The organism is Arthrobacter oryzae, assembly GCF_030812315.1.
In the GTDB taxonomy this organism is placed as follows: Bacteria; Actinomycetota; Actinomycetes; order Actinomycetales; family Micrococcaceae; genus Arthrobacter; species Arthrobacter oryzae_B.
This window is the reverse complement of record NZ_JAUSSM010000005.1, coordinates 297,139-323,157: the sequence shown is the minus strand read 5'-3', so window position 1 is coordinate 323,157 and position 26,019 is coordinate 297,139. Positions and strand designations below refer to the sequence as shown.

At 66.3% G+C, this 26,019-nt stretch carries 28 protein-coding genes; 6 read left to right on the top strand and 22 right to left on the bottom strand.

Going from position 1 to position 26,019, the window contains the following annotated elements; genetic code table 11:
* Positions 1-23 precede the first annotated feature (23 nt).
* From J2S97_RS12600 to J2S97_RS12590, 3 genes are all read right to left on the bottom strand, one after another.
* Positions 24-1,715: a ribonuclease J gene (locus J2S97_RS12600; protein ID WP_307049872.1), complete on the bottom strand. Its 1,692-nt coding sequence runs from the start codon at positions 1,713-1,715 to the stop codon at positions 24-26.
* A 42-nt stretch (positions 1,716-1,757) separates the two neighbouring features.
* On the bottom strand, positions 1,758-2,666 hold the full coding sequence (gene dapA, locus J2S97_RS12595) for a 4-hydroxy-tetrahydrodipicolinate synthase (RefSeq protein WP_307049870.1): 909 nt from the start codon (positions 2,664-2,666) through the stop codon (positions 1,758-1,760).
* Between the two features lie 86 nt (positions 2,667-2,752).
* Entirely contained in the window at positions 2,753-3,145 is a 393-nt protein-coding gene (locus J2S97_RS12590; protein WP_307049868.1) for a hypothetical protein, read from the bottom strand.
* A 67-nt stretch (positions 3,146-3,212) separates the two neighbouring features.
* Here J2S97_RS12590 and J2S97_RS12585 point away from each other — a divergent pair, with 67 nt between their 5' ends.
* The gene (locus J2S97_RS12585) at positions 3,213-4,448 is read left to right on the top strand and encodes a heparan-alpha-glucosaminide N-acetyltransferase domain-containing protein (RefSeq protein WP_307049866.1); all 1,236 of its coding nucleotides are present in this window, start codon (positions 3,213-3,215) and stop codon (positions 4,446-4,448) included.
* Here J2S97_RS12585 and J2S97_RS12580 read toward each other — a convergent pair.
* The 9 genes from J2S97_RS12580 to J2S97_RS12540 all read right to left on the bottom strand — a co-directional run bounded on the left by J2S97_RS12580 (position 4,445) and on the right by J2S97_RS12540 (position 12,385).
* Positions 4,445-4,927 (bottom strand): hypothetical protein, encoded by a 483-nt coding sequence (locus tag J2S97_RS12580; RefSeq protein WP_307049864.1) that lies wholly within the window; start codon positions 4,925-4,927, stop codon positions 4,445-4,447. The genes J2S97_RS12585 and J2S97_RS12580 overlap by 4 nt on opposite strands.
* 5 nt (positions 4,928-4,932) lie before the next feature.
* Positions 4,933-5,691 carry a 4-hydroxy-tetrahydrodipicolinate reductase gene (gene dapB, locus J2S97_RS12575; RefSeq protein ID WP_307049862.1) on the bottom strand — a complete coding sequence of 253 codons (759 nt, stop codon included), beginning with the start codon at positions 5,689-5,691 and terminating at the stop codon, positions 4,933-4,935.
* A gap of 65 nt (positions 5,692-5,756) precedes the next feature.
* Entirely contained in the window at positions 5,757-6,290 is a 534-nt protein-coding gene (locus J2S97_RS12570) for a molybdenum cofactor biosynthesis protein MoaE (protein WP_307049860.1), read from the bottom strand.
* Positions 6,280-6,804 carry a MogA/MoaB family molybdenum cofactor biosynthesis protein gene (locus J2S97_RS12565; RefSeq protein WP_307049858.1) on the bottom strand — a complete coding sequence of 175 codons (525 nt, stop codon included), beginning with the start codon at positions 6,802-6,804 and terminating at the stop codon, positions 6,280-6,282. The genes J2S97_RS12570 and J2S97_RS12565 overlap by 11 nt, the downstream gene beginning before the upstream one ends.
* The gene (gene moaC, locus J2S97_RS12560; protein WP_307049856.1) at positions 6,801-7,295 is read right to left on the bottom strand and encodes a cyclic pyranopterin monophosphate synthase MoaC; all 495 of its coding nucleotides are present in this window, start codon (positions 7,293-7,295) and stop codon (positions 6,801-6,803) included. Before moaC ends, J2S97_RS12565 begins: the two co-directional genes overlap by 4 nt.
* Positions 7,283-8,593: a molybdopterin molybdotransferase MoeA gene (locus J2S97_RS12555; protein WP_307049854.1), complete on the bottom strand. Its 1,311-nt coding sequence runs from the start codon at positions 8,591-8,593 to the stop codon at positions 7,283-7,285. Before J2S97_RS12555 ends, moaC begins: the two co-directional genes overlap by 13 nt.
* An 85-nt stretch (positions 8,594-8,678) precedes the next feature.
* On the bottom strand, positions 8,679-10,196 hold the full coding sequence (locus J2S97_RS12550) for a molybdopterin-dependent oxidoreductase (protein ID WP_307050015.1): 1,518 nt from the start codon (positions 10,194-10,196) through the stop codon (positions 8,679-8,681).
* Between the two features lie 157 nt (positions 10,197-10,353).
* The gene (locus J2S97_RS12545; RefSeq protein ID WP_307049852.1) at positions 10,354-11,655 is read right to left on the bottom strand and encodes a sensor histidine kinase; all 1,302 of its coding nucleotides are present in this window, start codon (positions 11,653-11,655) and stop codon (positions 10,354-10,356) included.
* Positions 11,642-12,385, bottom strand: a complete 744-nt coding sequence (locus J2S97_RS12540; RefSeq protein ID WP_307049849.1) for a response regulator transcription factor — start codon at positions 12,383-12,385, stop codon at positions 11,642-11,644. The genes J2S97_RS12545 and J2S97_RS12540 overlap by 14 nt, the downstream gene beginning before the upstream one ends.
* 132 nt (positions 12,386-12,517) lie before the next feature.
* Here J2S97_RS12540 and moaA point away from each other — a divergent pair, with 132 nt between their 5' ends.
* Both moaA and J2S97_RS12530 read left to right on the top strand, forming a co-directional pair.
* Complete coding sequence (gene moaA, locus J2S97_RS12535; protein WP_307049847.1) at positions 12,518-13,654, top strand: GTP 3',8-cyclase MoaA; 1,137 nt, start codon at positions 12,518-12,520, stop codon at positions 13,652-13,654.
* Positions 13,655-13,658: 4 nt separating this feature from the next.
* Entirely contained in the window at positions 13,659-13,925 is a 267-nt protein-coding gene (locus J2S97_RS12530) for a MoaD/ThiS family protein (protein WP_307049845.1), read from the top strand.
* 54 nt (positions 13,926-13,979) lie between these two features.
* On the opposite strand, the gene J2S97_RS12525 is transcribed toward J2S97_RS12530, so the two are convergent.
* Positions 13,980-14,585, bottom strand: a complete 606-nt coding sequence (locus J2S97_RS12525) for a helix-turn-helix transcriptional regulator (protein ID WP_307049843.1) — start codon at positions 14,583-14,585, stop codon at positions 13,980-13,982.
* Positions 14,586-14,694: 109 nt separating this feature from the next.
* The gene (locus J2S97_RS12520; protein ID WP_307049841.1) at positions 14,695-15,033 is read right to left on the bottom strand and encodes a hypothetical protein; all 339 of its coding nucleotides are present in this window, start codon (positions 15,031-15,033) and stop codon (positions 14,695-14,697) included.
* 238 nt (positions 15,034-15,271) lie between these two features.
* Here J2S97_RS12520 and J2S97_RS12515 point away from each other — a divergent pair, with 238 nt between their 5' ends.
* Both J2S97_RS12515 and J2S97_RS12510 read left to right on the top strand, forming a co-directional pair.
* On the top strand, positions 15,272-15,553 hold the full coding sequence (locus tag J2S97_RS12515) for a hypothetical protein (protein ID WP_307049839.1): 282 nt from the start codon (positions 15,272-15,274) through the stop codon (positions 15,551-15,553).
* A gap of 194 nt (positions 15,554-15,747) precedes the next feature.
* Positions 15,748-16,170 carry a YybH family protein gene (locus J2S97_RS12510; protein ID WP_307049837.1) on the top strand — a complete coding sequence of 141 codons (423 nt, stop codon included), beginning with the start codon at positions 15,748-15,750 and terminating at the stop codon, positions 16,168-16,170.
* Positions 16,171-16,242: 72 nt separating this feature from the next.
* Here the strand turns inward: J2S97_RS12510 and J2S97_RS12505 are convergent, their stop codons facing one another.
* From J2S97_RS12505 to J2S97_RS12470, 8 genes are all read right to left on the bottom strand, one after another.
* Positions 16,243-16,416, bottom strand: a complete 174-nt coding sequence (locus J2S97_RS12505) for a hypothetical protein (protein WP_307049835.1) — start codon at positions 16,414-16,416, stop codon at positions 16,243-16,245.
* Between the two features lie 273 nt (positions 16,417-16,689).
* Positions 16,690-17,148, bottom strand: a complete 459-nt coding sequence (locus J2S97_RS12500) for a DUF1579 domain-containing protein (protein ID WP_307049834.1) — start codon at positions 17,146-17,148, stop codon at positions 16,690-16,692.
* A 117-nt stretch (positions 17,149-17,265) separates the two neighbouring features.
* Entirely contained in the window at positions 17,266-18,609 is a 1,344-nt protein-coding gene (locus tag J2S97_RS12495; RefSeq protein ID WP_307049832.1) for a M16 family metallopeptidase, read from the bottom strand.
* A 211-nt stretch (positions 18,610-18,820) separates the two neighbouring features.
* Positions 18,821-21,061 (bottom strand): polyribonucleotide nucleotidyltransferase, encoded by a 2,241-nt coding sequence (locus tag J2S97_RS12490; RefSeq protein ID WP_307050013.1) that lies wholly within the window; start codon positions 21,059-21,061, stop codon positions 18,821-18,823.
* Positions 21,062-21,307: 246 nt separating this feature from the next.
* Complete coding sequence (gene rpsO / locus J2S97_RS12485) at positions 21,308-21,577, bottom strand: 30S ribosomal protein S15 (RefSeq protein WP_028271969.1); 270 nt, start codon at positions 21,575-21,577, stop codon at positions 21,308-21,310.
* A gap of 223 nt (positions 21,578-21,800) precedes the next feature.
* Entirely contained in the window at positions 21,801-23,045 is a 1,245-nt protein-coding gene (gene kynU / locus J2S97_RS12480) for a kynureninase (RefSeq protein WP_307049827.1), read from the bottom strand.
* The gene (gene kynA, locus J2S97_RS12475; protein ID WP_307049825.1) at positions 23,042-23,896 is read right to left on the bottom strand and encodes a tryptophan 2,3-dioxygenase; all 855 of its coding nucleotides are present in this window, start codon (positions 23,894-23,896) and stop codon (positions 23,042-23,044) included. The genes kynU and kynA overlap by 4 nt, the downstream gene beginning before the upstream one ends.
* 29 nt (positions 23,897-23,925) lie before the next feature.
* Positions 23,926-24,909, bottom strand: a complete 984-nt coding sequence (locus J2S97_RS12470; protein WP_307049823.1) for a bifunctional riboflavin kinase/FAD synthetase — start codon at positions 24,907-24,909, stop codon at positions 23,926-23,928.
* A 255-nt stretch (positions 24,910-25,164) separates the two neighbouring features.
* Here J2S97_RS12470 and J2S97_RS12465 point away from each other — a divergent pair, with 255 nt between their 5' ends.
* Positions 25,165-26,004 (top strand): DUF937 domain-containing protein, encoded by an 840-nt coding sequence (locus J2S97_RS12465; protein ID WP_307049821.1) that lies wholly within the window; start codon positions 25,165-25,167, stop codon positions 26,002-26,004.
* Positions 26,005-26,019 lie beyond the last annotated feature (15 nt).

Below are 26,019 nucleotides of genomic sequence, written 5' to 3'. Positions count from 1 at the left end.
CCAGGTGGCGCAAGTCCGGATGCTTAGGCCTCGAGGACCACCGGGATAATCATGGGCTTGCGGCGCAGCTTGCGGTTGACCCATGTACCGACAACGCGGCGGACAACCTGCTGGAGCTGGTGCGTGGTGTGGTCCGCGTGGTTGAGCACGGCCTCCTCCAGCGCGGCGTTGATCTTGGGAATGATTTCGTCGAAGACCGCATCGTCTTCAGCCACGCCGCGGGCGTGGATTTCCGGCCCGGAGACCACCTTGCCGGTGGCGCGGTGGATGACCGTGATGATGGAGATGAACCCTTCATCACCGAGCGTCTGGCGGTCCTTCAGGTCGGCCTCCGTGACTTCGCCGACGCTGGAGCCGTCGACGTAGACAAAGCCCACCTCGACCTGGCCCACGACGTCGGCCTGGTGGTCGCGGAGGTCGATCACGGTGCCGTTGTCAGCCAGGAGGATGCTCTCATCAGGCACGCCCGATTCGAGGGCGATCTTGCCGTTGGCGATCAGGTGCCGCGTCTCGCCGTGCACCGGCATGGCGTTCAGCGGTTCGAGGATGTTGTAGCAGTACAGCAGTTCCCCGGCCGCGGCGTGCCCGGACACGTGGACCTTGGCGTTGCCCTTGTGGATGACGTCGGCACCGAGCTTCAGCAGGCCGTTGATGATGCGGAAAACCGCGTTCTCGTTGCCCGGGATCAGGCTGGAGGCCAGGATGACGGTGTCGCCCTTGCCGACGACGACGCGGTGGTCCCCGTTGGCCATCCGCGACAAAGCAGCCATCGGCTCGCCCTGCGAACCCGTGGACATCAGCACTACGCGGTTGTCCGGCAGGTTGTCGATGTTCTTGATGTCCACCAGGATGCCGTCCGGCACGTCAAGGTAGCCAAGCTTTGCCGCGATGGCCATGTTGCGGACCATGGAGCGGCCTACGAAGGCAACCTTGCGGTTGTGGTTGGCCGCGGCGTCCAGGACCTGCTGGACGCGGTGGACGTGCGAGGAGAAGGAAGCGACGATGATCCGCTTGCTGGCCTGCCCGAAGAGCCGGTCCAGGGTGGGGCCGATTTCCTTCTCGGCGGTGGTGAAGCCGGGGACGTCCGCGTTGGTGGAGTCGGACATGAACAGGTCAACGCCTTCTTCGCCCAGCTTGGCGAAGTGGCGGAGGTCCGTGATGCGGCCGTCCAGCGGAAGCTGGTCCATCTTGAAGTCGCCAGTGTGCAGCACGGTGCCGCCGGCTGTGCGGATGAACACGGCCAGAGCATCGGGAATCGAGTGGTTGACGGCGACGAACTCGGTTTCGAAGGGACCGAAGTGCTCCACCTGGCCCTCGGTCACTGTGAGCGTGTAAGGCTTGATCCGGTGTTCCTGCAGCTTGGCCTCGATGAGGGCAAGCGTGAGCTGGGATCCGACCAGGGGAATGTCGGCGCGCAGGCGCAGCAGGTACGGCACGGCACCGATGTGGTCCTCGTGGCCGTGGGTCAGGACGACGGCCACAATGTCATCAAGCCGGTTCTCGATGTAGGAGAAATCGGGCAGGATGAGGTCGACGCCGGGCTGGGTCTCCTCAGGGAAGAGGACACCGCAGTCGACGATGAGCAGCTTGCCGTCGATTTCGAAGACGGCCATGTTGCGGCCGATCTCCCCGAGGCCGCCGAGCGGCACGATCCGCAGGGTGCCCTGGGGCAGTTTCGGTGGCGTGACAAGGCCAGGAAGGGCGGTTTGGGTCATAATGCACTACTTTCCGGGCGGAACAGTGGGGGTCTTTACCGATCAGGAAAAGACCATTCCTGCTTCCGCCAAATCCTCGCGGATGGTTACGATCTCGGCTTCGTCCGGCTCCACGAGGGGCAAACGGACAACCGAGTTGGGCAGGACTCCCTGCCATTTAAGAATCTGCTTGGCCGCAACGGCCCCCTGCACGCGGGTCATCGTGGCCCGGACAACAGGTTCGAGTTCAAAATTGATCTTCCGGGCGGTGCCGAAGTCGTTCGCGTTGACGGCGTCGATTAGCTCGCGGAACCGGCGGGTGGCAACGTGGGTGGTGACGCCCACGAGTCCGACGGCGCCCAGCGCCATCCACTGCAGGGTCAGGCCGTCGTCGCCGGAGTAAAAGAGAAGGTCGGTCTCCGCCATGACGCGGGTGGCGGCAGCGAAATCGGCCTTGGCGTCCTTGACCGCGACGATGTTCGGGTGCTCTGCCAGACGGATCATGGTGTCCGGAGCAATCTGGATCGAAGAGCGGCCGGGGATGTCGTAGAGCATCACGGGCACATCGGTGGAGGATGCGACGGCCTCAAAGTGCGCGCGCACGCCGGCCTGGCTGGGCTTGTTGTAGTACGGCGTGACGATCAGGAGGCCGTCGACGCCTACGTCGGCTGCCAGCCGGGAAAGATGCACGGAGTGCGCGGTGTCGTTGGTGCCGGTGCCGGCGATGATCGCGGCACGGCCGCCAACAGCTTCCTTCACCGCACGGAACATCCCCACGTTCTCCTCGTCGGTGAGGGTGGAGGTTTCGCCGGTGGTTCCGGTGACGACCAGGCCGTCGCAGCCGTCGTCGACAAGCTTCACGGCCAGTTCCGCCGCCTGCTGGTAGTCCACTTTGCCGTCGACAGTGAACGGCGTGACCATGGCGGTCAGGAGGGTGCCAAAAGCAGGGATATTCGCGGAAGTGTCAGCCATAGGAAAAACGTTACCCTGTCCCCGCCTTGTTAGGACAATGGCGGCGGCGTGATGATCGTCAAATTCGGCCCTTCAGTCGTCACTATTCAGGGGTTTGACACGGTTCCTGGCGGGGGCGTCCCACAGTAGCGGCTGACGGCCTCCTCCCGGAGCGACTCCGCCCACGAGGCGAGCCGCTGGGCTGCCCGGACGTAGTGGAAGAGCTCCATGGGCGTGAGGGCCTCAAGGTCGCACTCGGAGAGCCGCCGCGCCAGCTCTGCGCCGGGCGGCTGGGCCGAGAGTGCCACACCTTCGTTGCCCCACTGAATGTCCTCGGCCGGGCGGCCGGCCACCAGCTGGCGGAAAAGGTAGTCCACCACCCCAGGACTCATCGCCTTGAGCAGACCCGCTGGCGTCCCGCGCTCCGGCACACCGCGTTCCGGCATGCCGCGCCCCGGCAGGCCGTGCTCTGGTGTGCGGCGTTCTGGTGCATTGTTCATGAAGCGATAGTATTCGAACATATATTCGAATACAAGGGGTGCTGCCCGGATATGAGACGATCGGCTCATGACCTCCCGTGGCACTGCTTCACCCTCGCGGACCGCCAAAGACACCACCAAGACGACACGACTCACCGGAATCGACGCGGCCCGCGGGCTGGCGCTGCTTGGCATGATGGCCACGCACCTGCTCCCCACGTTCGAAGCCGACGCGCAACTGACGCCCACGTGGATCGGCCTCACGTTCTCGGGGCGGGCGGCGGCCTTGTTCGCCGTACTGGCCGGGATCGGGCTCGCCCTGTCCACCGGGAAGCAGCGTCCCCCGGAAGGCCAGGAACTGCGCGGCGCACGCCGCGGGATTGCCCTCCGCGCCCTGGTGATCGCCGTCGTCGGGCTCTTCCTCGGCGGGCTGGAAGTCAACGTTGCAGTGATCCTGGTCCACTACGCCGTGCTGTTCCTGTGCGTCCTGCCGTTCATCGGCCTCAGCATCAGGCCGCTCTGCGCCCTGGCCGCAGGCTGGGTGATTGGTTCGCCGGTGCTCGCCTACCTGCTGCGGCCGTGGCTCCTGGCCGCTTCCCCGCCGCTGCAGCTGCGCCACAACCCCAACTGGGACGACCTCGCCACGCCCGGACGCCTGCTCGGGGACATTTTCCTGACCGGCTACTACCCCGTCCTGCAGTGGCTCAGTTACCTGCTGATCGGGCTGGTGATCGGCCGGCTGGCGCTCACCAAGCTTGCCGTGCAGGTCCTGCTGCTGGCCGGAGGCACTGTGGTGGCTGTGCTGTCCAAATGGCTGGGCGTGCTCATGATGAGCGAATGGGGCGGCAAGGAGGCACTGCAGGCGCAGCTGGCTGACCCACGCTATCCGCTGGACAGCCTGCTGCAGGTGAACCTTGCCGGCGTAGAGCAATCGGGCTCGTGGTGGTGGCTGGCGGGCAGTGCACCGCATTCGGGTACGACGCTGGACCTGCTCCACACGTCGGCGGTGGCCGCCGCAGTGGTGGGCGCCTGCCTGCTTCTAGGCCGGCTGGGTGAATGGCTCAGCCTGGACTTGCTGCTGCCGCTGCGTGGTGCCGGCGCCATGACCCTTAGCCTGTACACGGCGCATGTGTGCCTGGTGGCTGCGATGTACCTGCAGCCGCTCCCGGCCGGCTGGACCGAGGAAGGCCTGTATGCCGCCCAGGCCCTGACCGCGGTGCTCATCGGCGGGTCATTTGCGGCGCTTAACTGGCGGGGGCCGCTGGAGTGGGTGGCCCACGCCGCCAGCGAGGTCGGCAGGTACCAGCGGGCGGGTGTGCGCTAGGCCGTGCCGCGGCCCTCGCGGAACAGCTTCAGGGCGTCACGCATGGATGCCCTGGCGCGTTTGCGGTCGCCCGCGGCGTCGTAGGCGCAGCTGAGCCGGAACCATGACCGCCAGTCGTCCGGCGCTTCCTCGGCTTCCGTCCGGTACTTCTCAAACTCGGCGTCGGCCGACTCCCGCACGATCCTTCCTGCGGGTGTGCGCTGCAAGTTGTCGACGGGCAGGCCGCCTTCGGCTTCGAGGACCTTGGCCATCTGTTCTGTCCGGGCACCGAACAGAAGTTCGCGGACCAGCGCCCAGGCTCCGATGATGGGCAGGATCAGATACGCGGCACCAATGGCCTTGGCCACGGGGTTGGCGTCCGTGAGGAGCAGCACGGAGCGCTGGAAGGACACCACCAAATAGAAAACCAGCAGGAGCGTCACCGCGCCCACCCAGATTTTGGTGCGGTTCTTCTTCAGGCCGGCGAGGACATTGCCCACGGCCGTCAGACTCCGAGGTCCAGGTAGCCGTCCAGGCCCACGGTCAGCCCGGGGTAGCCGGCGACATTCCGGACTCCCAGCAGCACGCCCGGCATGAAGGACGCCCGGTCGAAGGAGTCGTGGCGCAGCGTCAGCTGCTCCCCTGGTCCGCCGAGCAGGACTTCCTGGTGGGCCACGAGGCCGCGGAGCCGCACGCTGTGGACGCGGATGCCGTCGACATCACAGCCACGGGCGCCGGCAAGTTCGGTGGTGGTGGCGTCCGGGCTGGCGCCGATGCCGGCGTCGGCACGTTCGGCCGCGATAAGCTGCGCCGTGCGGACCGCGGTGCCCGATGGTGCGTCCACCTTGTCCGGGTGGTGCAGCTCGATGACTTCAACGGACTCGAAGTACTTGGCGGCCTTGGCGGCAAAAGCGGTCGCGAGCACGGAGCCCAGCGCGAAGTTGGGCGCGATGAGGACGCCTACGCCGGCATTCCGGCCCAGCAGTTCCTCAAGGTCGTTGAGCCGGGCGGCGTCCCAGCCGGTGGTGCCGACGACGGCGTGCATGCCGTGTTCGACGGCGAAGCGGACGTTTGCTTCGGTGCTTTCGGGGACGGTCAGGTCCACCACCACCTGGGCGCCGGCGTTGACCAGCCCGTCCAGGGAATCACTCCGTCCGAGGGCTGCTACGAGCTTCATGTCGGTGGCCGCTTCAACGGCTTTCACGGCCTCGGCGCCCATGCGCCCGTTCGCGCCCAGGACGGCGACGGCAAGTTGTTCGGTCATGGACTTAACCCTACCGTCGGGCCGCCTACCCGGATGAACCGGGCCGGCAGGTTACCGCCGGCTTTTCAGGCTCCGGCCCCGACCCATTCGACGGTACCGTCGCTGAAGAACTGTTCCTTCCAGATGGGCACCTGCGCCTTGATCCGGTCGACAAGCTCCGAGCACACTTCGAAGGCCTGGCCCCGGTGCGACGCGGAGACCGCGCACACCAGGGCGGGGTCGCCGATTTCCAGCATGCCCACCCGGTGCGCGGCCCAGATGCGCACTGGCTCGCTGCTGGAGGCGGCACCGACAGGGGCATCAACACCGGCACCGCCAGCGTCGCCGGCGTGTTCGGACACCAGCTGCGCCACGACGTCGGCCATCACCTGGTGGGCGGTGGGATGTGCACTGTAACTGAGGCGCTCAACCTGCTTCCCGCCGTCGTGGTTCCGAACGACACCGCTGAAGCTGACCACGGCGCCCGCCGTGTCCGATTCCACCGCGGCAATCGCCTGCGCCACGGAGATGGGTTCCGCGCTCAGCACGGCATTCACAATCTCGAATCCGGATTCCGCCCCCGCAGCGGTCCCGGTTTGGGTGTCCTTTTCAGTGGCCATGATCTCCCTCCAACTGGTCGCATAGGTGGCCGATCACCGGATCCAGCACGCTCAGGCCGTCCATGACGCCTTTGGGTGATCCGGGAAGATTGACAATGAACGTCCGCCCGGCTGCGCCTGCGTGGCCGCGGCTCAGCATGGCCATGGGCGTTTTGGCGAGTCCGGCCTGTCTGATTCCCTCCATGATCCCCGGGATTTCACGGTCCAGCAGCGGAACCGTCATCTCGGGGGTGAGGTCGTCGGGGCTCAGCCCGGTTCCGCCGCTGGTGATGATCACGGCGGGCTGCTGTGTCAGCAGGGCACGCAGCGCGGCTCCCACGGGTTCGCCGTCGGGCACCACCATGGCCGGGAACGTTTCGAAACCGTGCTCGGTCAGCCAGTCGATGATCACCGGGCCGGTTTCGTCCCGGTAGATGCCCGCCGCTGCCCGGTTGGAGGCAATCACGACGCCGGCCTTCCGGCCGGTGGCTTCTCCGTGGCGGTGCGGTTCCTGCTGCTGTCCAAAGCTGCTCATGCTGTCCAGTCCCCGCTCTTGCCGCCGCTTTTGGCCAGCACCCTGATATCGGTCAACACGGCATGCTTGTCGACTGCCTTGATCATGTCGTACACACTGAGGGCGGCCACCGACGCTGCGGTGAGCGCCTCCATTTCGACGCCAGTGACGCCGCGTGTCTTGACGGTTGCCAGCACCGCGACGGCATCCCGGCCCAGTTCGAAGTCAACGGTGACTTTGGAGATGGGCAACGGATGGCACAACGGGATGAGCTCCGGCGTTCTTTTCGCCGCCATGATCCCAGCAACGCGGGCAACCGCCAGGGCGTCGCCCTTCGGCAGGTCGCCCGCACCCAGGAGGGCGAGCACCTCGGCTGTAGTGCGGACCGTGGCGGTGGCGGTGGCCTCCCGGGTGGTCTCGGCCTTGCCGGAAACATCAACCATCTGCGCTGTTCCGTCCCGGCGCAGATGCGTCAGGCCGGCAGCGTTGTCTTCATTGTTCACAGCGTCCATACTTCCACTTCCGCGCCTGCGGCGAGCGCAGATGTCCCGACCGGGACATGGATCAGGGCGTTTGAACCGGCCAGGGCATGAACCAGGTGCGAGCCTGCGCCGCCTTCCAGCCTGACCGTGCCGTCCGGTTGGAGGGTGCCGCGCCGGAGCTGGTGCTTCCCCGCGGGTGATTCCACCGGGTCCGCCAGCCTGGCCCGGATGGCCGGGCGCGGTGCCGGTGCACCCAGCAACGCGCTCAGGACGGGGCGGAGGAACATCTCGAAGGACACCAGGCAGCTGACCGGGTTACCCGGGAAACCCAAGAACGGCACGCCGTCGAACCGTCCGATGCCCTGCGGGCCGCCGGGCTGCATGGCAACATGCAGGAATTCCACGTCCTGCTCCGCGGTGGCCTGCCGCACCACTTCATAGGCGCCCTTGCTGACACCTCCGGTGGTGACGATCAGGTCGACTCGCGGGGCGTGCTGCCGAAGGAGGGCTGTCAGCTCGTCCGGGTTGTCGGTTGAGATCGCCGTCCGCAGGACGTCCAGTCCGGCCTGGCGCATGGCGGCTTCCAGGAGCGTGCCGTTGGCGTCGTAGATTTTGCCGGGTTCCAGCGGCCTCCCGGGCTCCACCACTTCGTCCCCGGTAGTGGCCAGGAGCACCTTCAGGCTCCTGTGGACCGTGGCCCGGGTGATTCCGAGCGCAGCCAGGAGTCCCAGCTGGCCCGGACCCAGGAAGGTCCCGCTGGCGAGCGCCAGCTCCCCTGTCCGCACGTCGCTGCCGGCCTCGCGGACGTAGGTGCCGGGGGCCGTTGCGGGCAGCCGGACCGATGCAGGACTGCCGGGACGGGGGAAGGAGTCGGGAACCGCCCTCTCGATGGGTACGACGGCGTCAGCCCCGGGGGGAATCATGGCCCCGGTCATGATCGGGGCAGCCGTGCCCGGTTCCAGGGGCCTCGCGACGGCACCGGCGGGGATGGGGTCAACGGCCCTGAGTTCCGTCCCGCCGTCGGCAATGTCCGTGCTGCGGACGGCAAAGCCGTCCATTTGGGAATTTGCGAACGGCGGCAGGTCCACGGGGGCGGAGACGTCCGCTGCGAGCCCGCGTCCCAGCGCCTCCAGAAGCGGCAGCTCTTCGGTGCGGCCCGGGCCATTGAGATCGGCCAGCAGCTCCCGTACGGCCGCGCGGTGGGCGTCCACAGGGCGGGCCGGATGGCTGTTGCCGGAACCGCTGCGATAGCTGCCGGTGCTGCTGCCAGTCCGGCCGCCGTGGCTGTGGCTGTCGCCGGAGACATGGCTGTTGTCGGTGCGGTGCATGCGTTCCTTACCTCGGTCCGGGCGTACTGCGAATTGGGCGTCTTGCGGTCCAGTGTGCTTTGCGGCCCACCAGGCTTGCGGCCTGCTACGGCGTCACGTCAACTCTAATCGTGTGGAATCCCGTGGCGCCGTCCGGAGCAACCTGTGACCGCTCTTCGATCTGCGGCACACCGTCAAGGTTCGTGGCCCGGACCTGGATCTCGTACAGCCCCGGTGTCAGAGGCAGCGACAGCCGCCACTGGTACCAGGTGTCCCGCGATATGCCGGGAGCAAGCTCCACCGGCTGCCAGGCGCCGCGGTTGACGCGGAGTTCCACTTTGCTGATTCCGGTGTGCTGGGCCCAGGCAACGCCGCCGAACGCCACGGTTCCGGCTCGCACCGGGCTGCCGGCACGCGGAACGTCGATGCGTGACGACGTCTTGATTGGCCCGCGCTCACTCCAGCCGCGGGGTGTCCAGTAGCCGACGTCGTCCGCGAACCGGGTGACTTTCAGTTCAGTGAGCCATTTGGTGGCGGAAACGTAGCCGTACAGGCCGGGAACAACGAGCCGCACCGGGAAGCCGTGCTCCAGCGGCAGCGGCTCGCCGTTCATGCCCACGGCGAGCAGGGCATCCCGGTCGTCAGTGAGGACCTCCAGCGGCGTGCCGGCGGTCCACCCGTCCTTGCTGCGGGACAGCACCATGTCGGCGCCGTTCTTCGGCCCGGCCATGGCCAGCAGCTCCCGGACCGGCCAGCCCAGCCACAGAGCATTGCCGATGAGGTCCCCGCCCACCTCGTTGGAGACGCAGGCGATGGTCACGTGGCGTTCGGTCAGGGGTTTGGCAAGCAGTGTGGCGAAATCCAGTTCAATTTCCCGTTCCACGAGGCCGGTGACCTTAAGAACCCAGGTGTCCGGATCCACCGCAGGAACGGTGAGGGCCGTGTCGATCCGGTAGAAGTCCTGGTTGGGCGTCACCAGCGGATCCATGCCGTCCAGCGTCAGTTCAGCCCCGGCCGGTACCGGCGGAGCCGGGGAAGCAGCGGACGGCAGGGCAAGCTTGCTCCGGACTTCGCTGACGGCGGCGGCCGCTCCGCGCAGCCATGCAGCCAGCACTCCGCCGACAGTCGCCGCGACGGCGCCTCCGCCCAGTGCCTGGAGGAACCGGCGCCGGTCGGGTCCGGCGCCTGGTCCCGCGCCTGGTCCGGCGGCCGGCGCGGGCCGCTCCCCCATCGTGGCGGGCGCGGGCCGCTCCCCCATCGTGGCGGGCGCGGGCCGCTCCCCCGCAGTTGCCGCCGTCGTCCAGTCCCGAAGGCGCGACATCAGCCAGCGCAGCACCAGGATTCCGGTGCCGGCGGCGAGCAGTGGCAGCGCAACGGCGTTGCCGGTGACCTGGGCGCGGCCAAGGACGGCAACCAAGCCCACCACGCCAAAAACTGCGATGACCGCAAACCCGGCGAAGCGGCGCCGCGATTCCAGGAGGCCCGCCAGCGCAGCAAGTGCGGCGATGGCCAGTCCCATGCCGACGAGCAGCGCGAGCTTGTCAGCGGTGCCAAACACTGCGATCGCCCAGTCTTTGACGGCCGGCGGAACAGCATCGATGACGGCGCCGCCCACGCCCGTCATGGGTGAAAGCGCCGGGCTCACGAGGCTGGCGGCGAGTTCGCCGACCACCACCCCCGCGGCCACAGCCACGACGCCTGCAGCGGCCGCCCACCGGCCGGGAACGGTCGCGGAGCCCGCTACGGCCGCCTCGGCCCCGACGGACGCCTTTCCTTGGAGATCAAAGCCCACGGTGCACCTCCGCGACGGGTGCGTCCTTGGCGGTACGTGCGCTCCGGTGCGGAGCATCCTGCGGGCTCGCCGGATCCTGGGAGGGGAGGCGGAGGGAGAACCGGCAGCCGCCGTCGACATTCTCAACCGTCACGCTGCCGTCATGGGCCCGGATGATTCCGGCCACCATGCTGAGCCCGATCCCGGCGCCACTGTAGCCTGCCGTCTCCGGCTTCCGTGCTGCTTCCGGGCCCCGTTCAAAGCCCTGTCCTGCCGCCGGGCCCCGCTCCTTGTCCGGGGCGTGGAGGCTGACACCGCCGGAGCGGCTGCGCGAAGGGTTCTTTTGCCATCCGGTTTCGAAGAGGTGCCCGATGTCTTCCGGAGCGATTCCGCCGCAGCCGTCGGTCACGGAGACCACCGACTCCGTTCCTTCCCTGCCGACTTCCACGGTCACGTCGGAGCCGGGCTTGCTGTAGAGGATGGCGTTCAGCACCACATTGCGGACTGCGCGGCCCAGGGAGGGGCCGTCCGCCAGGGCGAGGCACTCACGGGCGCCGCCGCCGTCGAGCGTGATCTGCCGGCGGCCTGCGAGCGGCGCGAGGTCCGCGATGGCGTCGCTGGCGAGGTCGTAGAGGTCCAGCGGCTCGGCTTTGAGGCGCAGGGTGCCAGCCTGGATTTTGGAGAGTTCCAGGAGGTCGTTGACCATGACCGCCATCTGGTCCGTCTGGCTGATGATCTTGCGGTAGTAGCCGCTGACGTCTGCGGCCATGCCGTCCTCGAGGGCTTCGGCCATAGCCCGCATGCTGGCCAGCGGCGTCCGGAGGTCGTGCGATATCCAGCTGACGAGTTCCCTGCGGGCACTCTCGACGGCGGCCTCACGCTCCCGGGATTCGGCCAGCATCCTGCTGCTGCGTTCCAGTTCGTCCGCGAGTTCGGACAGCTCCGAGCTCATGAGCGGTGCCGGAAGCCCCGGGTTTTCACCGCGCCCGATGCTCCGTGCCGCAGCAGCGAGCAGCTTTGCGTTGCGCGAGACCCGTGCCCCGAGGACCAGGGAGATGGCCAGTGCAACGGCGGATGCGATGGCCAGGACGTACCACATAACTTCGAGGTCCCGGGCTGAGATGAACATGGCGGTAAAGGCGCTGACCATGCCCGCGGTCAGGACAGCCACCGTGGAAAGCACCACCATGCAGATCTGCACGGCGATGGACGTCCTGCGGAGGGGCTTGAGCAGGAGCAGCGAGGCGGTCCCGATGACGACCGCCCACAGCAGCGCCCAGGCCACGATGGCGAAAAGCTCAGAGGTTTGCACCGGAGGCTCCGTCCGGGGTGTCCAGCCTGTAGCCCACGCCCCACACCGTCTTGAGGAGGGCCGGGCGGGTGGGGTCAGCTTCGATCTTTTCGCGCAGCCGGCGGACGTGGACGGTGACCGTGGACAGGTCACCGAAGTCCCAGCCCCACACGGCCTTGATCAGTTCCTCGCGGCTGAACACCTGGTTGGGGCGGCGCAGCAGGAAAGCCAGCAGATCGAACTCCCGGATGGTCAGGGAGAGTGGAGCCCCGTGGTGGGTCACGGTCCGGGCTGCCGGGTTGAGCTCGAATCCGGCTACCTCCACCGCAGGTTCGGGGCTGAATTCCTGGAGGCTGCGGCGCAGCACGGAGCGGACCCGGAGTACCAGTTCGCGGGGCGAAAAGGGCTTGGTGATGTAGTCGTCCGCGCCGACCTCCAGCCCCAGGATCCTGTCGTCCTCGGTCCCCAGTGCCGTCAGCATGATGACGGGCACTGTCATCGTCTGGCGGAGCCTGCGGCACACTTCGACACCGTCAAGGCCAGGCAGCATGCGGTCCAGCAGGACGAGGTCGGGATGCCGCTCGGCGGCCAGCCGAAGGGCCGTGAATCCGTCCGCTGCCAGGTCCACCTGAAAGCCCGCCTGCACAAGGTAGTCACGGACCACTCCGGCGATGGTCTGTTCGTCTTCGACGAGGAGTATCCGCCGGTTTCCGACCGCGGTCTGGACCGCGGCGGGCTGGGACTTGTTCACACCTCCAGCATAGGTTCGGGCCCGGGGCCCGGCACGCGTTTGCCTCCCGCTGTGGCGATCCGTAGGGATTCCGTAAGATCCGCCAATGTCACAGGCGTGATGGTTGGCACCAAGGTGGCGTAGCCTGAATTTATGAGTGTTCAGCTTGGCATGCCACAGCCCCGGGAGGGGGCCGGTTCCGATCCGGGAGTATCCGCCCTGTCGCTGCCGTCGCGCCCCGCCGGCATGACGGCCGGCCTGATGGACCGTTACGGACGCCGTGCCACGGACATGAGGCTCTCCCTGACGGACAAATGCAACCTGCGCTGCACCTACTGCATGCCGGCCGAAGGCCTTGAATGGCTGGCCAAGCAGGCCGTCATGTCCGCCGAGGAGATCGTCCGGATCGTTCGGGTCGGCGTTGACATGCTGGGCGTGCGCGAACTGCGCCTCACCGGCGGCGAACCCCTGGTCCGGGCCGACCTTCTCGACATTATTGCCGCCCTGCGCCAGGCCCATCCTGAGCTGCCGATCTCCATGACCACGAACGCGGTGGGTCTGGACAAGAAAGCGGCGGGGCTCAAGGCAGCCGGGCTATCCCGGATCAACGTTTCGTTGGATTCCCTGCACGAAGAGACTTTCACCAAACTGACGCGCCGCCCGTTCCTGGGCAAGGTGCTGGCCGGAGTGGACGCCGCCTGGGCAGCGGGCCTCGGCCCGGTGAAACTCAACGCCGTCCTGATGCGGGGAATCAATGACGCCGAGTCACCCTCACTGCTGGCGTGGGCGCTGGACCGTGGCTATGAACTCCGCTTCATCGAACAAATGCCGCTCGACGCCGACCACGGCTGGACCCGCCGGAACATGATCACCGCGGCAGAAATCCGCGAGCTGCTGTCTGTCGACTATGTGCTGAGCACCGATCCGAGGGACCGCGACGGTGCCCCGGCCGAACGTTTTGAAGTACGACGCCGGGTCCCGGGCTCCGCCGAAGCCGCCGGCCCCGTGCTGGGAACCGTGGGTATCATCGCATCCGTCACCGAACCGTTCTGCTCGGACTGCCGCCGCACCCGGATCACGGCGGAAGGCAAGATCATGAGCTGCCTGTTCTCACGCGAAGAAGTCGACCTCCTGGGGCTGCTGCGCGAGGGCGCCACGGACCAGCAGCTCGCAGAACGCTGGCAGGACGCCATGTGGATCAAGCCCAAGGCCCACGGCATGGACCACGTCGGTTTGGATGCTCCGGACTTCGTCCAGCCGGACCGCAGCATGAGCGCCATCGGAGGCTGAAAACTTGAACGTACGTTACTTCGCTGCCGCACGCGCCGCGGCAGGGGTGGAAGAGGAACGCTTTGAGCTGCCTGCTGGCTCCACGGTGGAGACCCTGTTGGGCGCAGTGCTCGACGTCGATCGGCCGGCTCCACCCGCCGGCACCCCGCCGCTTGCGCGGCTGCTCTCGCGAAGCAGTTTCCTGCTGAACGAAGTGGCTGTCCGCGACCGGTCGGTGGTCCTGGGGCCGGACGACGTGGTGGACGTGCTGCCGCCGTTTGCCGGCGGCTAGGCAGTTTGCCCTGGGCCAGGATTCCACCGGCCGGGATTCCGCCGGCCGGCCCCTTCATGCCGGTGGGGCGCCAGCCTCCGTCCCGAGAGCCAGGGCCAGCAAGGCGTTCCTGCTCCGGACCCCGCACGCGGCAAAGACCGCTTTGAACTGGTCCTGCACCGTGTAGTGGCTGATGCCGAGGGCAACCGCCATGGCGGCAGTGTCCAGTCCTCTGGCGGCCAGGTCAAGCAGGCTGCGTTGCCTCGGCGTCAGGCCAAAGCATCGGGCAAACACCTCCAACCTCTCGGCCGCAGGGCATTCCTGGATCGTCACGGCGAGCGTCGCTTCGCCGTCTTTCACCACCTCCATCCGGAACGACCTCAGCACGGCCCACCGGCCAAAGCCGATGGGCACCCGGGCCGACGCCTCATGGGAATCAACTCCGGCCTCGCGGGCCAGGAGCTGCGCGGCGACGTTGAAAACCTCGGCAGGAATGGATTCGTAGGTGCGGGGTCCCGGCTGCAGCAGGCTGATCCAGTCAGCGGCGGAGGCGCTCCGGCCGGTTATTCCGAGCCCTGCGTCCAGTGTTAGCAATGCCTGTCCGGGCAAGCCGCGACCCGGACGGCCTCCCTCAGCTTCCGGCTCCTGCGTCCCGTGCTGCAGCCGGGCGTCCCGCTTCATCTGTCCTGCCCGGCTGCGCCGCAAGCCGGCAGCAATGACAGGTGCCGCCGTCGCCAAGTACGTGGACTCTGTGTCACTGAAGGATTCCCCGTCACCGCACCGCCACAGGTCAAGCCAGCCCCAGCAGCCGTACTTGTCGCCAAACAACTGTGAAAAGGACGTCCCTCACCTCGTACCGCCGGAGGATGCCGTCCCACAGCGGGCTGAGGACGGGGTTGCCGCCGGTTGCCGTCTGCAGGGTGACGGCATTCGGGCCTCTGCCCAGAAGCGATGTCCAGCGGCCGGCCGCAGTCAGGTACTTCAACCTGACCAGGGCGGGAAGCTCCTCGGGACAGGGAATGCGGGCCATGGGCGACATTCCGGTGCAGGTACCGGGGTCCGCCAGCGGCCACGCAAACCAACTGAACGGAACAACGCTGCCCAGCTCAGCAAGCACTGCCGCGCGCATTTCATGATCCTCCATGGACTCTCCGCACAGCTGACTGATCCGGTCAAGGCTCCGGCTCAGCGCCCAGCGCGTGGTCATGGAACCCGCGTTGTGGTCATGGAAACAGTATGGCCCGGCTCTCCGCCGACCCGGCGTTACATCGCTCCGACCCAGATTTCTGGGATACACCGCCGTTGCCGGGCAGGCCTACCGTTTAGCTATAGGGCCCCCACGCAGGCCCTGGAAGGAAGGATCGAAAATGTACACGCTTCAGATCGAGCACGGAATCAGGGACTTCGGGACGTGGAAAGCCGCATTCGACCGGGACCCGGTCAACCGGGCCGCCTCGGGCGTGGTCGCCCATCGCATCAGCCGCCCGGTGGACGATCCGCACTATGTGGTGGTTGAACTTGACCTTGCGAGCCGGGAACAGGCCGAGGCGCTGCTGGCCAACCTTCAGCAGAAGGTTTGGAACTCCCCGACCGTGGCTCCAGCCCTGCGCGGGACACCGCGGACGCGGATTGTGGAATCTGCCGGCTGACCGGCTGTCACCCGGGCCGCAAGTGTCCGTTCGCGCAGGACATGGGCCTCCGTGGCGCGTCTCAGCCCTTGGAACTGTGACACCCATTTCGATGATCTTTGATCGATTCAGGCAGTTGGTGACGGGCGGGATCCCCCGGCGTATGATTCGATACTCGGAACGCCAACGCCACAATCAGTCAGAAGGTGGGAGCCATGCAGCTTGACGAGGTCGTCGGCCGCTTTCATCAAACGATGAATGATTTTGCCAAAGGAGACCCGGAACCGGCCAAGGCCATTTTCTCCCACGGCGAGGATGGATCCCTTGCGAATCCCTGGGGTCCTCCGGTTGTGGGCTGGGATCGGGTATCTAAGGCCCTCGATTCAGCCGCTGCCCGGTTCAAAGACGGACGTGTCACCGCTGTTGATGCCCTCACCAGGCACGTCACTTCCGATCTCGCCGTCTTTCTCGACATAGAGCATTGGCAGGCAAAGCTCGGAGGAGGAGACGAAATATCGCAGTTTGATTTGCGTGTAACGAGCGTTTATCGCCCCGAGGGCGACACCTGGGCACTGGTGCATCGCCACGCAGACCCGGTCATCACATTGCGTCCCCCGGACGCTGTCCTGCCCAACTAGCGCACGCCTGCACAACTAGCGCACGGGATTCACGCCGTCCGTGTCCAGTCCTTCGGCTCAAGGGGGACCGGATCATGTGTGATCTTTATTGGGCCTGCGGCACCCGCGCTTCAGCGCCTCATTGACGGGGGCGAAGGCGGCCCGATCCAGGACAAGTTCGACCTCGCTGATTTTGTCTGCGTTGACGGTGAGCAGCTCGATGCGCCTCACGGCACCAGCAGCCGTATCGGTGATGAAGTCAAACACGACGCAGGCACGGTCCTGCGCGGTGAAAGCCTCCCGGATCTCGTTGCGGACCAGCGCCGCGAGAAGGCCCTTGGTCGCCGTGGTCCACCCTGCCTTGTCGAGAGAGTCGTGCCGGCGAAGGTGGTTAGGAGATCCTCACCGAGCAGGTTTTCAAGGCTTCCATATCGTGGGAGCCCACGGCCTGGATGTAGGAGCGTGCATCCCTTCGACGCTGGAGTCCGGCATGAGATACCTTTCTTGAGTTGCGGAGGCCGCAAGTGTCCGTTCGGGCCGTCAGGTGCGGCGGCAAACTGAGGTCATGAAGGGTGCGAAGCCCGTGGCGTCTGCCAGGCGGACCTCGGACCTGTGCGTCAGCACGCCGTCGTCCACCCGGAAGGTGTGCCGCGACGTGGCCCGGCCGTTGCGGCGCTCCACAGTGAGCACACCGCCATGCCAGGTGCACCGCGCCGGGGCTTCCCGGGGCAGCCCCACGCTGTCCACGTGGTACCAGACGGTGTCCGGGTGGTCGGGGTCCAAGGTGAACATGCCGTGCCGCTCGTACCGGATCCCACCAGTCTCGGTGTGCCGGTAGCTTTGCAGCACGGCGTAGCCGCCCGCGGCCTTGGTGAACACCACTTCGGCGTCCGCTGTCCGGGCCGGCCCGCGCGGCGAAGCCTCAATGTGGGTAGTGCCCGACCAATGGCCGAGGAAAACCTCGAGCTCCTGCGCAGTGCCCGGGTGCGTACCGTCCATGGTTCCTCCAGTGTGGCCCCGGGTTCATCATCACGCCGCTGCGTGGGGATGTCCAGCGTTGGAGTGGCCAGTATGCACAGTCCGCCGTCGGCGGCTCAACGCACGGAGCGGACGGTATCAGAGGCCGAAGGTTTCGTCTTCCTCGAACGGTCCCACAACGGTCACGGTCCGCGGTGCTGCTGCCAGCTCCTGCGCGAGCTCCCGCACCTGCTCCACGGTGACGCCCTTGATCTGGCGGAGCGTCTCCTCGATGTCCTGGTATTCACCGGACACCAGTTCGGCGCGGCCCAGCCGCGACATCCGCGAGCCGGTGTCCTCGAGTGCCAGCACAATGCCGCCGCAAAGCTGGCCCACGGCTTTCTTGAGCTCGTCGTCGGAAATGCCGTCTGCCGCCAGCTTGTCCAGTTCGGCGCCGAGGAGTTCCAGGACCTGGCGGACCTTCGACGGCGTGCAGCCGGCGTACATGCCGAAGTAGCCTGCATCGGCATAGGACGAGGCAAAGGAGTAGGTGGAGTAGACCAGGCCGCGCTTTTCCCGGACTTCCTGGAAGAGCCGCGAGGACATGCCACCGCCGAGCACCGCGTTCAGCACGCTCATGACGTAGCGCCGCTGGTCGGTGGCGACGATCGTCGGGCAGCCCATGATGATGTTCGCCTGCTCAACAGGCCGTTTGACCACATGGAGTCCGGCCGTGCCGGTGATGTCGGCCCGCTCGGTGGAGCGGCGTTCCACCGGGGCGGCCCCGGCCTCCAGCGCCCAGCCCGCCTGGTGGAGCGCATCCACCACAAGTCCGCAGACGACGTCGTGGTCCAGGCCTCCGGCGGCCGTGATGACGAGTTCATCCGGACGGTAGTAACGGCGGTAATGGTCCCAGACCGAATCCCGGGCAACCGCGCGGATGGCCTCCGGGGTTCCGCCAATCGGACGTCCCAGCGGATGCGTTCCCAGCACGGCGGCGACGAAATGCTCGTGGGCGACGTCCGTGGGGTCGTCGCTGTCCATGGCGATTTCCTCAAGGATGACGTCGCGTTCCTGCTCCATCTCCTGCGGGTCCAGGACGGCCCCGGTAATCATGTCCGCAATGACGTCGATCGCCATCGGCAGGTCGGTATCCAGGACCCGGGCAAAGTAGCAGGTGCTTTCCTTGGCCGTGGCCGCATTGGACTCGCCGCCAACCTCGTCGAAGGCGGACGCGATTTCCAGCGCGGTGCGCCGTTTGGTGCCCTTGAAGAGCAGGTGCTCAAGAAAATGGGTGGATCCGTGCTGCCCGTGGGCTTCATCACGCGAACCCACGCCAACCCAGAAGCCGATGGTCGCGGAACGCTGGCCGGGCATGGCTTCCGTCAGGACACGCACACCGCCGGGGAGCACCGACCGGCGGACCACGGACCCGCCGTCGGCGCCGTGGATCAGGGTGTCACCGGGCTGGTTCTGCACGAGCGGCAGGGGTACGACAGTCATTAAGGCCTTTCAAGAAACGGGTGCCAAATCTGCCTGCAATCGTACCAGCGGACCATTCCCTCTATGCTCCGGGAAATGGCCGTTCCACCGCTCGGCTTAACGGCGGCAGGCTCGGCTTAACAGCGGCGGGTCTGGCGGATTAACGGCAGCGGGGCCGGTGGATGATCCACCGGCCCCGCCGTCGTGTTGGTACTACGAAGTGTGCTGCAGACTACTCTGCGGCCGCCTCGACGACGTCGGCGCTTTCAGCGCCTTCTTCCTCGGCGATGACCGGAGAAAGGGACAGCTTTCCGCGATCGTCGATCTTGGTGATCTCAACCTGGATCTTCTGGCCAACGGCGACGACGTCCTCGACGTTGTCAACGCGCTTGCCGCCGGCGATCTTGCGCAGCTCGGAGATGTGCAGCAGACCGTCCTTGCCCGGGGTGAGGGAAATGAAAGCACCGAAGGTGGTGGTCTTGACGACCGTACCCAGGTAGCGCTCTCCGATTTCCGGAACCTGCGGGTTGGCGATGGCGTTGATCGCGGAGCGTGCGGCGTCGGCGGACGGGCCGTTGGTGGCGCCGATGTAAACGGTGCCGTCGTCCTCGATGGAAATGTCCGCGCCGGTGTCTTCCTGGATCTGGTTGATCATCTTGCCCTTGGGCCCGATGACCTCGCCGATCTTGTCCACGGGGATCTTGACCGCGATGACGCGCGGCGCGAACTCGGAGAGCTCGTCCGGGGTGTCGATCGCGGAGTTCAGGACCTCGAGGATGTGCAGGCGGGCTTCGCGTGCCTGCTTCAGTGCAGCAGCCAGGACGGAGGCCGGAATGCCGTCGAGCTTGGTGTCCAGCTGGATTGCTGTGACGAACTCGGACGTGCCGGCAACCTTGAAGTCCATGTCACCGAAGGCATCTTCGGCGCCGAGGATGTCGGTCAGGGCCGCGTAGCGGGTCTGGCCGTCCACCTGGTCGGAAACCAGGCCCATGGCGATACCGGCAACGGCAGCCTTCAGCGGCACACCTGCGTTGAGCAGGGACAGCGTGGAGGCGCAGACGGAACCCATCGACGTCGAACCGTTGGAGCTGAGAGCCTCAGACACCTGGCGGATGGCGTACGGGAATTCCTCGCGGGACGGCAGCACCGGCACGATGGCGCGCTCTGCGAGTGCACCGTGACCGATTTCGCGGCGCTTGGGCGAACCCACGCGGCCGGTCTCACCGGTGGAGTACGGCGGGAAGTTGTAGTTGTGCATGTAGCGCTTGCGCGTTACCGGCGACAGCGAATCGATCTGCTGTTCCATCTTCAGCATGTTCAGCGTGGTGACACCCATGATCTGGGTCTCGCCGCGTTCGAAGATAGCCGAACCGTGGACGCGGGGCAGAACCTCAACCTCGGCGGTGAGCTGGCGGATGTCCGTCAGGCCGCGGCCGTCGATGCGGATCTGGTCCTTGAGGATGCGCTGGCGCACAACCTGCTTGGTGACCGAGCGGAAAGCTGCGGACAGCTCCTTCTCGCGGCCCTCGAACTGGCCTGCGAGCGAAGAAGTGACTTCGTCCTTGAGCGAATCCGTTGCGACGTCGCGTTCCTGCTTGTCAGCGATCTGGAAGACAGCGGCCAGCTTCTCAGCGGCAGCGGCTTCAACAGCGGCGTAGACATCATCCTCGTAGTCGAGGAAGACCGGGAATTCGACGGTCGGCTTCGCGGCGCGGGCAGCCAGGTCGGCCTGGGCGTCGCAGAGGGCCTTGATGAACGGCTTGGCAGCCTCGAGGCCTTCGGAAACAACCTCTTCGGTGGGGGCTGTGGCGCCCTGTTCCTTGATGAGGTTCCAGGAGTTGTCGGTGGCTTCGGCTTCAACCATCATGATGGCGACGTCGTCACCTGCAATGCGGCCGGCAACGACCATGTTGAACACGGAGTTCTCGAGCTGGGAGTGCTTCGGGAAAGCAACCCACTGCGAGCCGTTCTCGTCGGCAACGAGGGCAACGCGGACGCCGCCGATCGGGCCGGAGAAGGGCAGGCCGGAGAGCTGGGTGGACATCGAGGAGGCGTTGATGGCCACGACGTCGTAGAGCTCGTCCGGGTTGATCGCCAGGACGGTGACGACGATCTGGACCTCGTTGCGCAGGCCCTTGATGAAGGCCGGGCGCAGCGGGCGGTCCATGAGGCGGCAAGCCAGGATGGCTTCGGTGGACGGGCGGCCTTCGCGGCGGAAGAACGAGCCCGGGATGCGGCCGGCGGCGTACATACGCTCTTCGACGTCAACGGTCAGCGGGAAGAAGTCGAAGCCTTCACGCGGGTGCTTGCCGGCGGTGGTTGCGGACAGCAGCGCGGTGTCTTCGTCGATGTACACCATGGCTGCGCCGGCTGCCTGCTTGGCAAGACGGCCGGTTTCGAAGCGGATTACACGCTTACCGAAGCGGCCATTATCAATGACAGCTTCTGAGAACTGGATTTCGGGACCCTCCAAGAGAGTCACCTCCGTTTCTTGGTTAACGGAAGTCCAGCCGCATCAACCCAGTCCAGCATCTGTCTACTGGCCTGCACTGCACCCGGTCATCGATCGAGACCCACGGGCCGGGCTTCATTCTTCGAAGCCGTTCCCGGGAATCACTACCGAGGACCGCGAATGCGTGATGCGGTTGATCCTCCTGTTTAGTTTTCTACTGAAGAAGGCGGCCCGTTCCGGAAGGAAAGGGCCGCCCCTTTATTCAGACTAGCGGCGCAGGCCGAGACGCTCGATGAGCGCACGGTAGCGGGCAATGTCAGTGTTCTTGAGGTAGGTGAGCATACGCTTGCGACGACCAACCATGGCCAGCAGACCGCGCTGGGTGTGGAAGTCGTGCTTGTGCTCCTTCATGTGCTCAGTGAGATCCTTGATCCGCTGAGTCAGGACTGCAACCTGGACCTCCGGTGAACCGGTGTCGCCCTCGGACGTTGCGAAATCCTTGATGATGGACTGCTTTACAGCGGCGTCAAGTGCCACAATAACTCCTAGAGATGTGCCGTGAGGCCCGAATCAGTAACTCACTGCCGGGTGTGCCTGTACCGGAGATCCCCGCTAAACCGGGGATTCCTGCACATAACAAGAGCCAGCCGCCACGGACTGCAGCCGGATCCAACGTTTAGTTTACCGGCCCAGCCGCAATCTTGTCGAAACACCGTGTTGACTCATCAAAGATGCCGGCCGGCGCTAGCGGGCGCGCGGCCTACGGGCGCTCCAGCAGATCGCGGATGGCGGCGACACCGCGGTAGACCTCCGCGAAAGACGTACTGAGCGGTGACAGTCCGATCCGGATCCCGTGCGGTGCCCGGAAATCGGGGATGACGTCCCGGTCCCAGAGCTCGGCCGTCATCTCCCGGAAGTCCGGGTGGTCCACGGTGATGTGGCTCCCCCGCTGTTCCGGGTCCCTCGGCGTTGCCAGCAGGACGCCGGCCGGAGCCAGCCACGCGTCATGGAGTTCCAGCGCGAACGCCGTCAGCTTCCGGGATTTTTCGCGGAGTGCCTTCATGCCGGCTTCTTCGATCAGGTCCAGCGTGCCCTGCATCGCGATCATGCCGAAGATGGCCGGCGTTCCGCTGAGGAAGCTGCGGATCCCGGGTGCCGGTTCGTAGCCGGCCGCCATTTCGAAGGCGTCCTTGCGGCCCATCCAGCCCCAGATCGGCTGGCTCAGCGCGGGCAGGTGGCGCGAATTGACGTAGGCGAAGGCGGGCGAGCCAGGTCCCCCGTTGAGGTACTTGTACGTGCAGCCCGCGGCGAAGTCGACGCCGGCACCATCCAGCTGCAGCTCAATTGACCCGGCAGAGTGGCACAGGTCCCACACCACCAGCGCACCGGCGTCGTGCACTGCCGACGTGATCGCCGGGAGGTCGGCGAGGAACCCCGACCGGTATGCCACCTGGCTGAGGACAACGACGGCGGTGGCCGGCCCTACGGCGGCCTTCACCTGGTCCACGGTCACGCCGGCGGCCGGATCGGCGTCGATCCAGCGCAGCGTTAACCCTTCTTCTTGGGCGATGCCTTCCAGGAGGTACCGGTCCGTGGGGAAGTTGTCCGTGTCCAGCACGATTTCGGTTCTGGCGCGGTCCTTCACCGCGGCGAGGGCAGCGCGGATCAGCTTGTACAGGACCACTGTGGTGGAGTCGGCGATGATGGTCTGCCCGGGAGCAGCGCCGAGCACGGCCCGGCCCAGCTGGTCGCCGATGGCTTCCGGCAGCTGCAGCCAGTCCTCGTCCCAGCCGCGGATCAGCCGGCCGCCCCAGCTGTCCTGGATGAAGGCGCCGATGTCCGTGACGGTCCGCTTGAGCGGACGGCCCAGCGAGTTGCCGTCGAGGTAGGACAGGTCCGTGTCTGTTCCGACGAAGTGGTCGCGGTAGCCGGCCAGCGGGTCCGCGGCGTCGAGTTCGACGGCGCGCTGCAGCAGGGCGTCTTGGGTCTCGGGAACCGTGCTCATTGCCCGATCTCCGTCCGGACGGCGAAGAGTTCGGGGAAGAAGGTCAGCTCCAGGGCCTTCTGCAGGAACGCTGCCCCGCTGGAACCGCCGGTGCCCCCCTTCATGCCGATGGTCCGTTGCACCGTCCGCAGATGCCGGAACCGCCACAGCTGGAAGTTGTCCTCCAGGTCCACCAGTTCCTCGCATGCTTCGTACGCACCCCAGTTGTCCGCCGCGTTCTCGTAGATGTGCTTGAACACGGGCACCAGTTCGGGGCAGAACTCGTGCGCTTTGGTGACATCCCGTTCCAGCATGGAAGTCGGAATCCCGAAGCCCTGGCGGTGCAGGTAGGCCAGGAATTCGTCGTAGATGCTCGGCGCCTCAAGGACGCGGCGGAGCTGCTCGTGGGCCTCGGGATCGGATTCGAACACCGGAAGCATCTTGCGGTTCTTGTTGCCGAGGACGAACTCGACTGCCCGGTACTGGCTGGACTGGAACCCCGAGGAATTGCCCAGGAAGCCGCGGAACTGCGAGTACTCGGTGGGTGTGAGCGTGGCCAGTACCGACCACTGCTCTGTCAGGGTCTTCTGGATGTGCTTGACGCGCGCAATTGCCTTCAGGGCGGAGCCCAAGTCGTCGCTGCGGAGCCATGCTGCCGCGCTACGCAGCTCGTGAAGGACCAGCTTCAGCCAGAGCTCAGTGGTCTGGTGCTGGATGATGAACAGCAGCTCGTCATGGTGTTCGGGATCGCTGACCGGCTGCTGCGCGCTCAGGAGCGTGGGCAGCTGCAGGTAGGACGCGTAGCTCATCCGCGAACTGAAATCCCGGACAATGTCCTTCTCCAGTTTCCTCGTGTTCTTCTCAACGGACACAGCGGTGCCTTCCTTGCCAGTGACTGTGGTCAGCGCCGGAACAGGATGTCGTGGGCCTGGACGACGTCCAGGCGCATCTGTTCGACGAGCGCCTCCGGCCCACGGTACGCCACCATGCCCCGCAGCCGTGCCACGAATTCCACCACTACTGTCTGGCCGTACAGATCGAAGTCTTCAACCGGCTCTTCCGGGCGGTCGATGACATGTGCTTCAACCTGCCGGCTGACGCCGTCGAACGTCGGGTTCGAGCCGACCGAGATGGCTGCAGGCCACCGGGTGCCGATCTGGTCCACCAGCCAGCCGGCGTAGATACCGTCCGCCGGAATGTAACCGCTGGCTTCGGAGGCCAGGTTTGCGGTGGGGAAACCGAGCGCCCGGCCGCGGGCAGCCCCGTGGACCACCTCGCCGCGCATCCGGTGCGGGCGGCCCAATACGGCGGCCGCCGTGGCGACGTCGCCCTCCCGCAAGGCCTCACGAACCCAGGTGGACGAACAGCGGCGGTCCTCGCCGCCGTCGTCGTGGATGGGAAATCCTTCAGAGCCGAACTCACTGATGACCTGCACCGTGAAGCCGAACTTCTCCCCCAGCTCCTGCATGGTGGACAGGTCGCCGGAGTTGCCGCGGCCAAAGCGGGCGTCGTGGCCAATCACCACGTGGCTGGCCCTGAGTCTGTCCACGAGGACGCCGGCGACGAATTCTTCGGGGCTGAGGCTGGCGAGTTCCAGGGAGTACTTCATGACCAGGACGGCATCCAGCCCCAGCTCACCGAGTGCAACAAGCTTGTCCTCTAGCCCCATGATGAGCTCGGGAGCTGACTCGGGCCGGTGGACCTGCGCGGGATGGGGGTCAAAAGTGACCGCTACTGACCGCGCCCCGTTGAGTCGGGCCGTGCGGATGAGCTGTGAAAGCACCTGCTGGTGCCCCCGATGCACGCCGTCGAAATTGCCGAACGTGACAACGGTAGGGCCGAAGTCCTCGGGGACCTCGGACGGATCGTTCCAGATGTGGACCATCAACCTCGCCTTTTACTGCCTGCCATTGACTCGTCCGGAGGGCCGCGCCGGGCTCCGGAACTCTCTAAGATTACCCGCAATTGCCCGTGCCAATTACCCGAAACCACGCCGCGGCAACCGACGCCCGGCCATGTCCAGCCTAGCCTTTCGCGGGTCTGCGTCCCGGACTAGGATGCAAGGGCAGCACCCGGCGACGCAGCTGCGCGCCGCATCCATCGATGCCCGCGGCCGTACGCGGGGCTGAAGGAGAACGCCATGACTGACATCCGCGAGATTCTGGAACAGATACCCGTCGACCAGATTGCCGGGCTGCTGGGCACGGACAGGGAGTCTGCGCAGGCAGCCGTGGAGGCCGCAGTACCCACCCTCCTCGCCGGTATGCAAAGCAACGCACAGGCGCCGGAGGGTGCCGCGTCACTCGAATCCGCCTTGGCCCAGCACCGTGACGGGCTCGTAGACGGCGGCGTGGACGCCTCGCAGGTGGACACCGACGATGGCGAGAAGATCGTGAGCCATGTGTTTGGCGGGCAGCAGGACCAGGTGGCAAGCCAGCTCGCAGGGTCTGCCAACCTCGGCGGCATTGGCGGCGACCTTGTCCGGAAGCTCCTGCCCATTCTCGCCCCCATTGTGATGTCTTACCTCGCCAAAAAGATCCTCGGCGGACAGAACGCGGGAGGCGGGGCCGGCGACGTGGCCAGCCGCGGTGGTTCGGGCGGCGATACTGCAGGCCAGCCCGGCGGGATCGATCTCGGCAGCATCCTGGGTGGAATTCTTGGCGGCGGATCACAGGGTCCGCAAGGATCCCAAGGCGGAGGGTTCGGGGACATCCTTGGCGGCATTCTTGGCGGAGAAAATCAGGGCGGGCAGCAGACTAGGGGTGCCGTGGTCCAGGAGCCCGTGAAGAATTCGGCGACGCAAGCCCCGACCGGACCACTGGGTCAACCGATACAGCACGGCGGCGCACCCGTCCCGGGCGAGTTGATCGACGTCGACCTCCCCGACGGCCGAACGGCCGAGCACCAGGAAGAGAAAAAGAAGAACGACGACGGCGGCGGCCTCGGCGGGCTGTTGGGCGGGCTCTTCGGAAAGAAATAGCCGGCCGAGGCTCAG

Excerpts from the sequence above, each read along its gene's own strand:
- J2S97_RS12600 (WP_307049872.1), bottom strand. The coding sequence starts at position 1,715 with ATGACCCAAACCGCCCTTCCTGGCCTTGTCACGCCACCGAAACTGCCC.
- dapA (WP_307049870.1), bottom strand. The coding sequence starts at position 2,666 with ATGGCTGACACTTCCGCGAATATCCCTGCTTTTGGCACCCTCCTGACC.
- J2S97_RS12590 (WP_307049868.1), bottom strand. The coding sequence starts at position 3,145 with ATGAACAATGCACCAGAACGCCGCACACCAGAGCACGGCCTGCCGGGG.
- J2S97_RS12585 (WP_307049866.1), top strand. The coding sequence starts at position 3,213 with ATGACCTCCCGTGGCACTGCTTCACCCTCGCGGACCGCCAAAGACACC.
- dapB (WP_307049862.1), bottom strand. The coding sequence starts at position 5,691 with ATGACCGAACAACTTGCCGTCGCCGTCCTGGGCGCGAACGGGCGCATG.
- J2S97_RS12570 (WP_307049860.1), bottom strand. The coding sequence starts at position 6,290 with ATGGCCACTGAAAAGGACACCCAAACCGGGACCGCTGCGGGGGCGGAA.
- J2S97_RS12565 (WP_307049858.1), bottom strand. The coding sequence starts at position 6,804 with ATGAGCAGCTTTGGACAGCAGCAGGAACCGCACCGCCACGGAGAAGCC.
- moaC (WP_307049856.1), bottom strand. The coding sequence starts at position 7,295 with ATGGACGCTGTGAACAATGAAGACAACGCTGCCGGCCTGACGCATCTG.
- J2S97_RS12555 (WP_307049854.1), bottom strand. The coding sequence starts at position 8,593 with ATGCACCGCACCGACAACAGCCATGTCTCCGGCGACAGCCACAGCCAC.
- J2S97_RS12550 (WP_307050015.1), bottom strand. The coding sequence starts at position 10,196 with ATGACGGGCGTGGGCGGCGCCGTCATCGATGCTGTTCCGCCGGCCGTC.
- moaA (WP_307049847.1), top strand. The coding sequence starts at position 12,518 with ATGAGTGTTCAGCTTGGCATGCCACAGCCCCGGGAGGGGGCCGGTTCC.
- J2S97_RS12525 (WP_307049843.1), bottom strand. The coding sequence starts at position 14,585 with ATGAAGCGGGACGCCCGGCTGCAGCACGGGACGCAGGAGCCGGAAGCT.
- J2S97_RS12520 (WP_307049841.1), bottom strand. The coding sequence starts at position 15,033 with ATGCGCGCGGCAGTGCTTGCTGAGCTGGGCAGCGTTGTTCCGTTCAGT.
- J2S97_RS12515 (WP_307049839.1), top strand. The coding sequence starts at position 15,272 with ATGTACACGCTTCAGATCGAGCACGGAATCAGGGACTTCGGGACGTGG.
- J2S97_RS12510 (WP_307049837.1), top strand. The coding sequence starts at position 15,748 with ATGCAGCTTGACGAGGTCGTCGGCCGCTTTCATCAAACGATGAATGAT.
- J2S97_RS12500 (WP_307049834.1), bottom strand. The coding sequence starts at position 17,148 with ATGGACGGTACGCACCCGGGCACTGCGCAGGAGCTCGAGGTTTTCCTC.
- J2S97_RS12495 (WP_307049832.1), bottom strand. The coding sequence starts at position 18,609 with ATGACTGTCGTACCCCTGCCGCTCGTGCAGAACCAGCCCGGTGACACC.
- kynU (WP_307049827.1), bottom strand. The coding sequence starts at position 23,045 with ATGAGCACGGTTCCCGAGACCCAAGACGCCCTGCTGCAGCGCGCCGTC.
- J2S97_RS12470 (WP_307049823.1), bottom strand. The coding sequence starts at position 24,909 with ATGGTCCACATCTGGAACGATCCGTCCGAGGTCCCCGAGGACTTCGGC.
- J2S97_RS12465 (WP_307049821.1), top strand. The coding sequence starts at position 25,165 with ATGACTGACATCCGCGAGATTCTGGAACAGATACCCGTCGACCAGATT.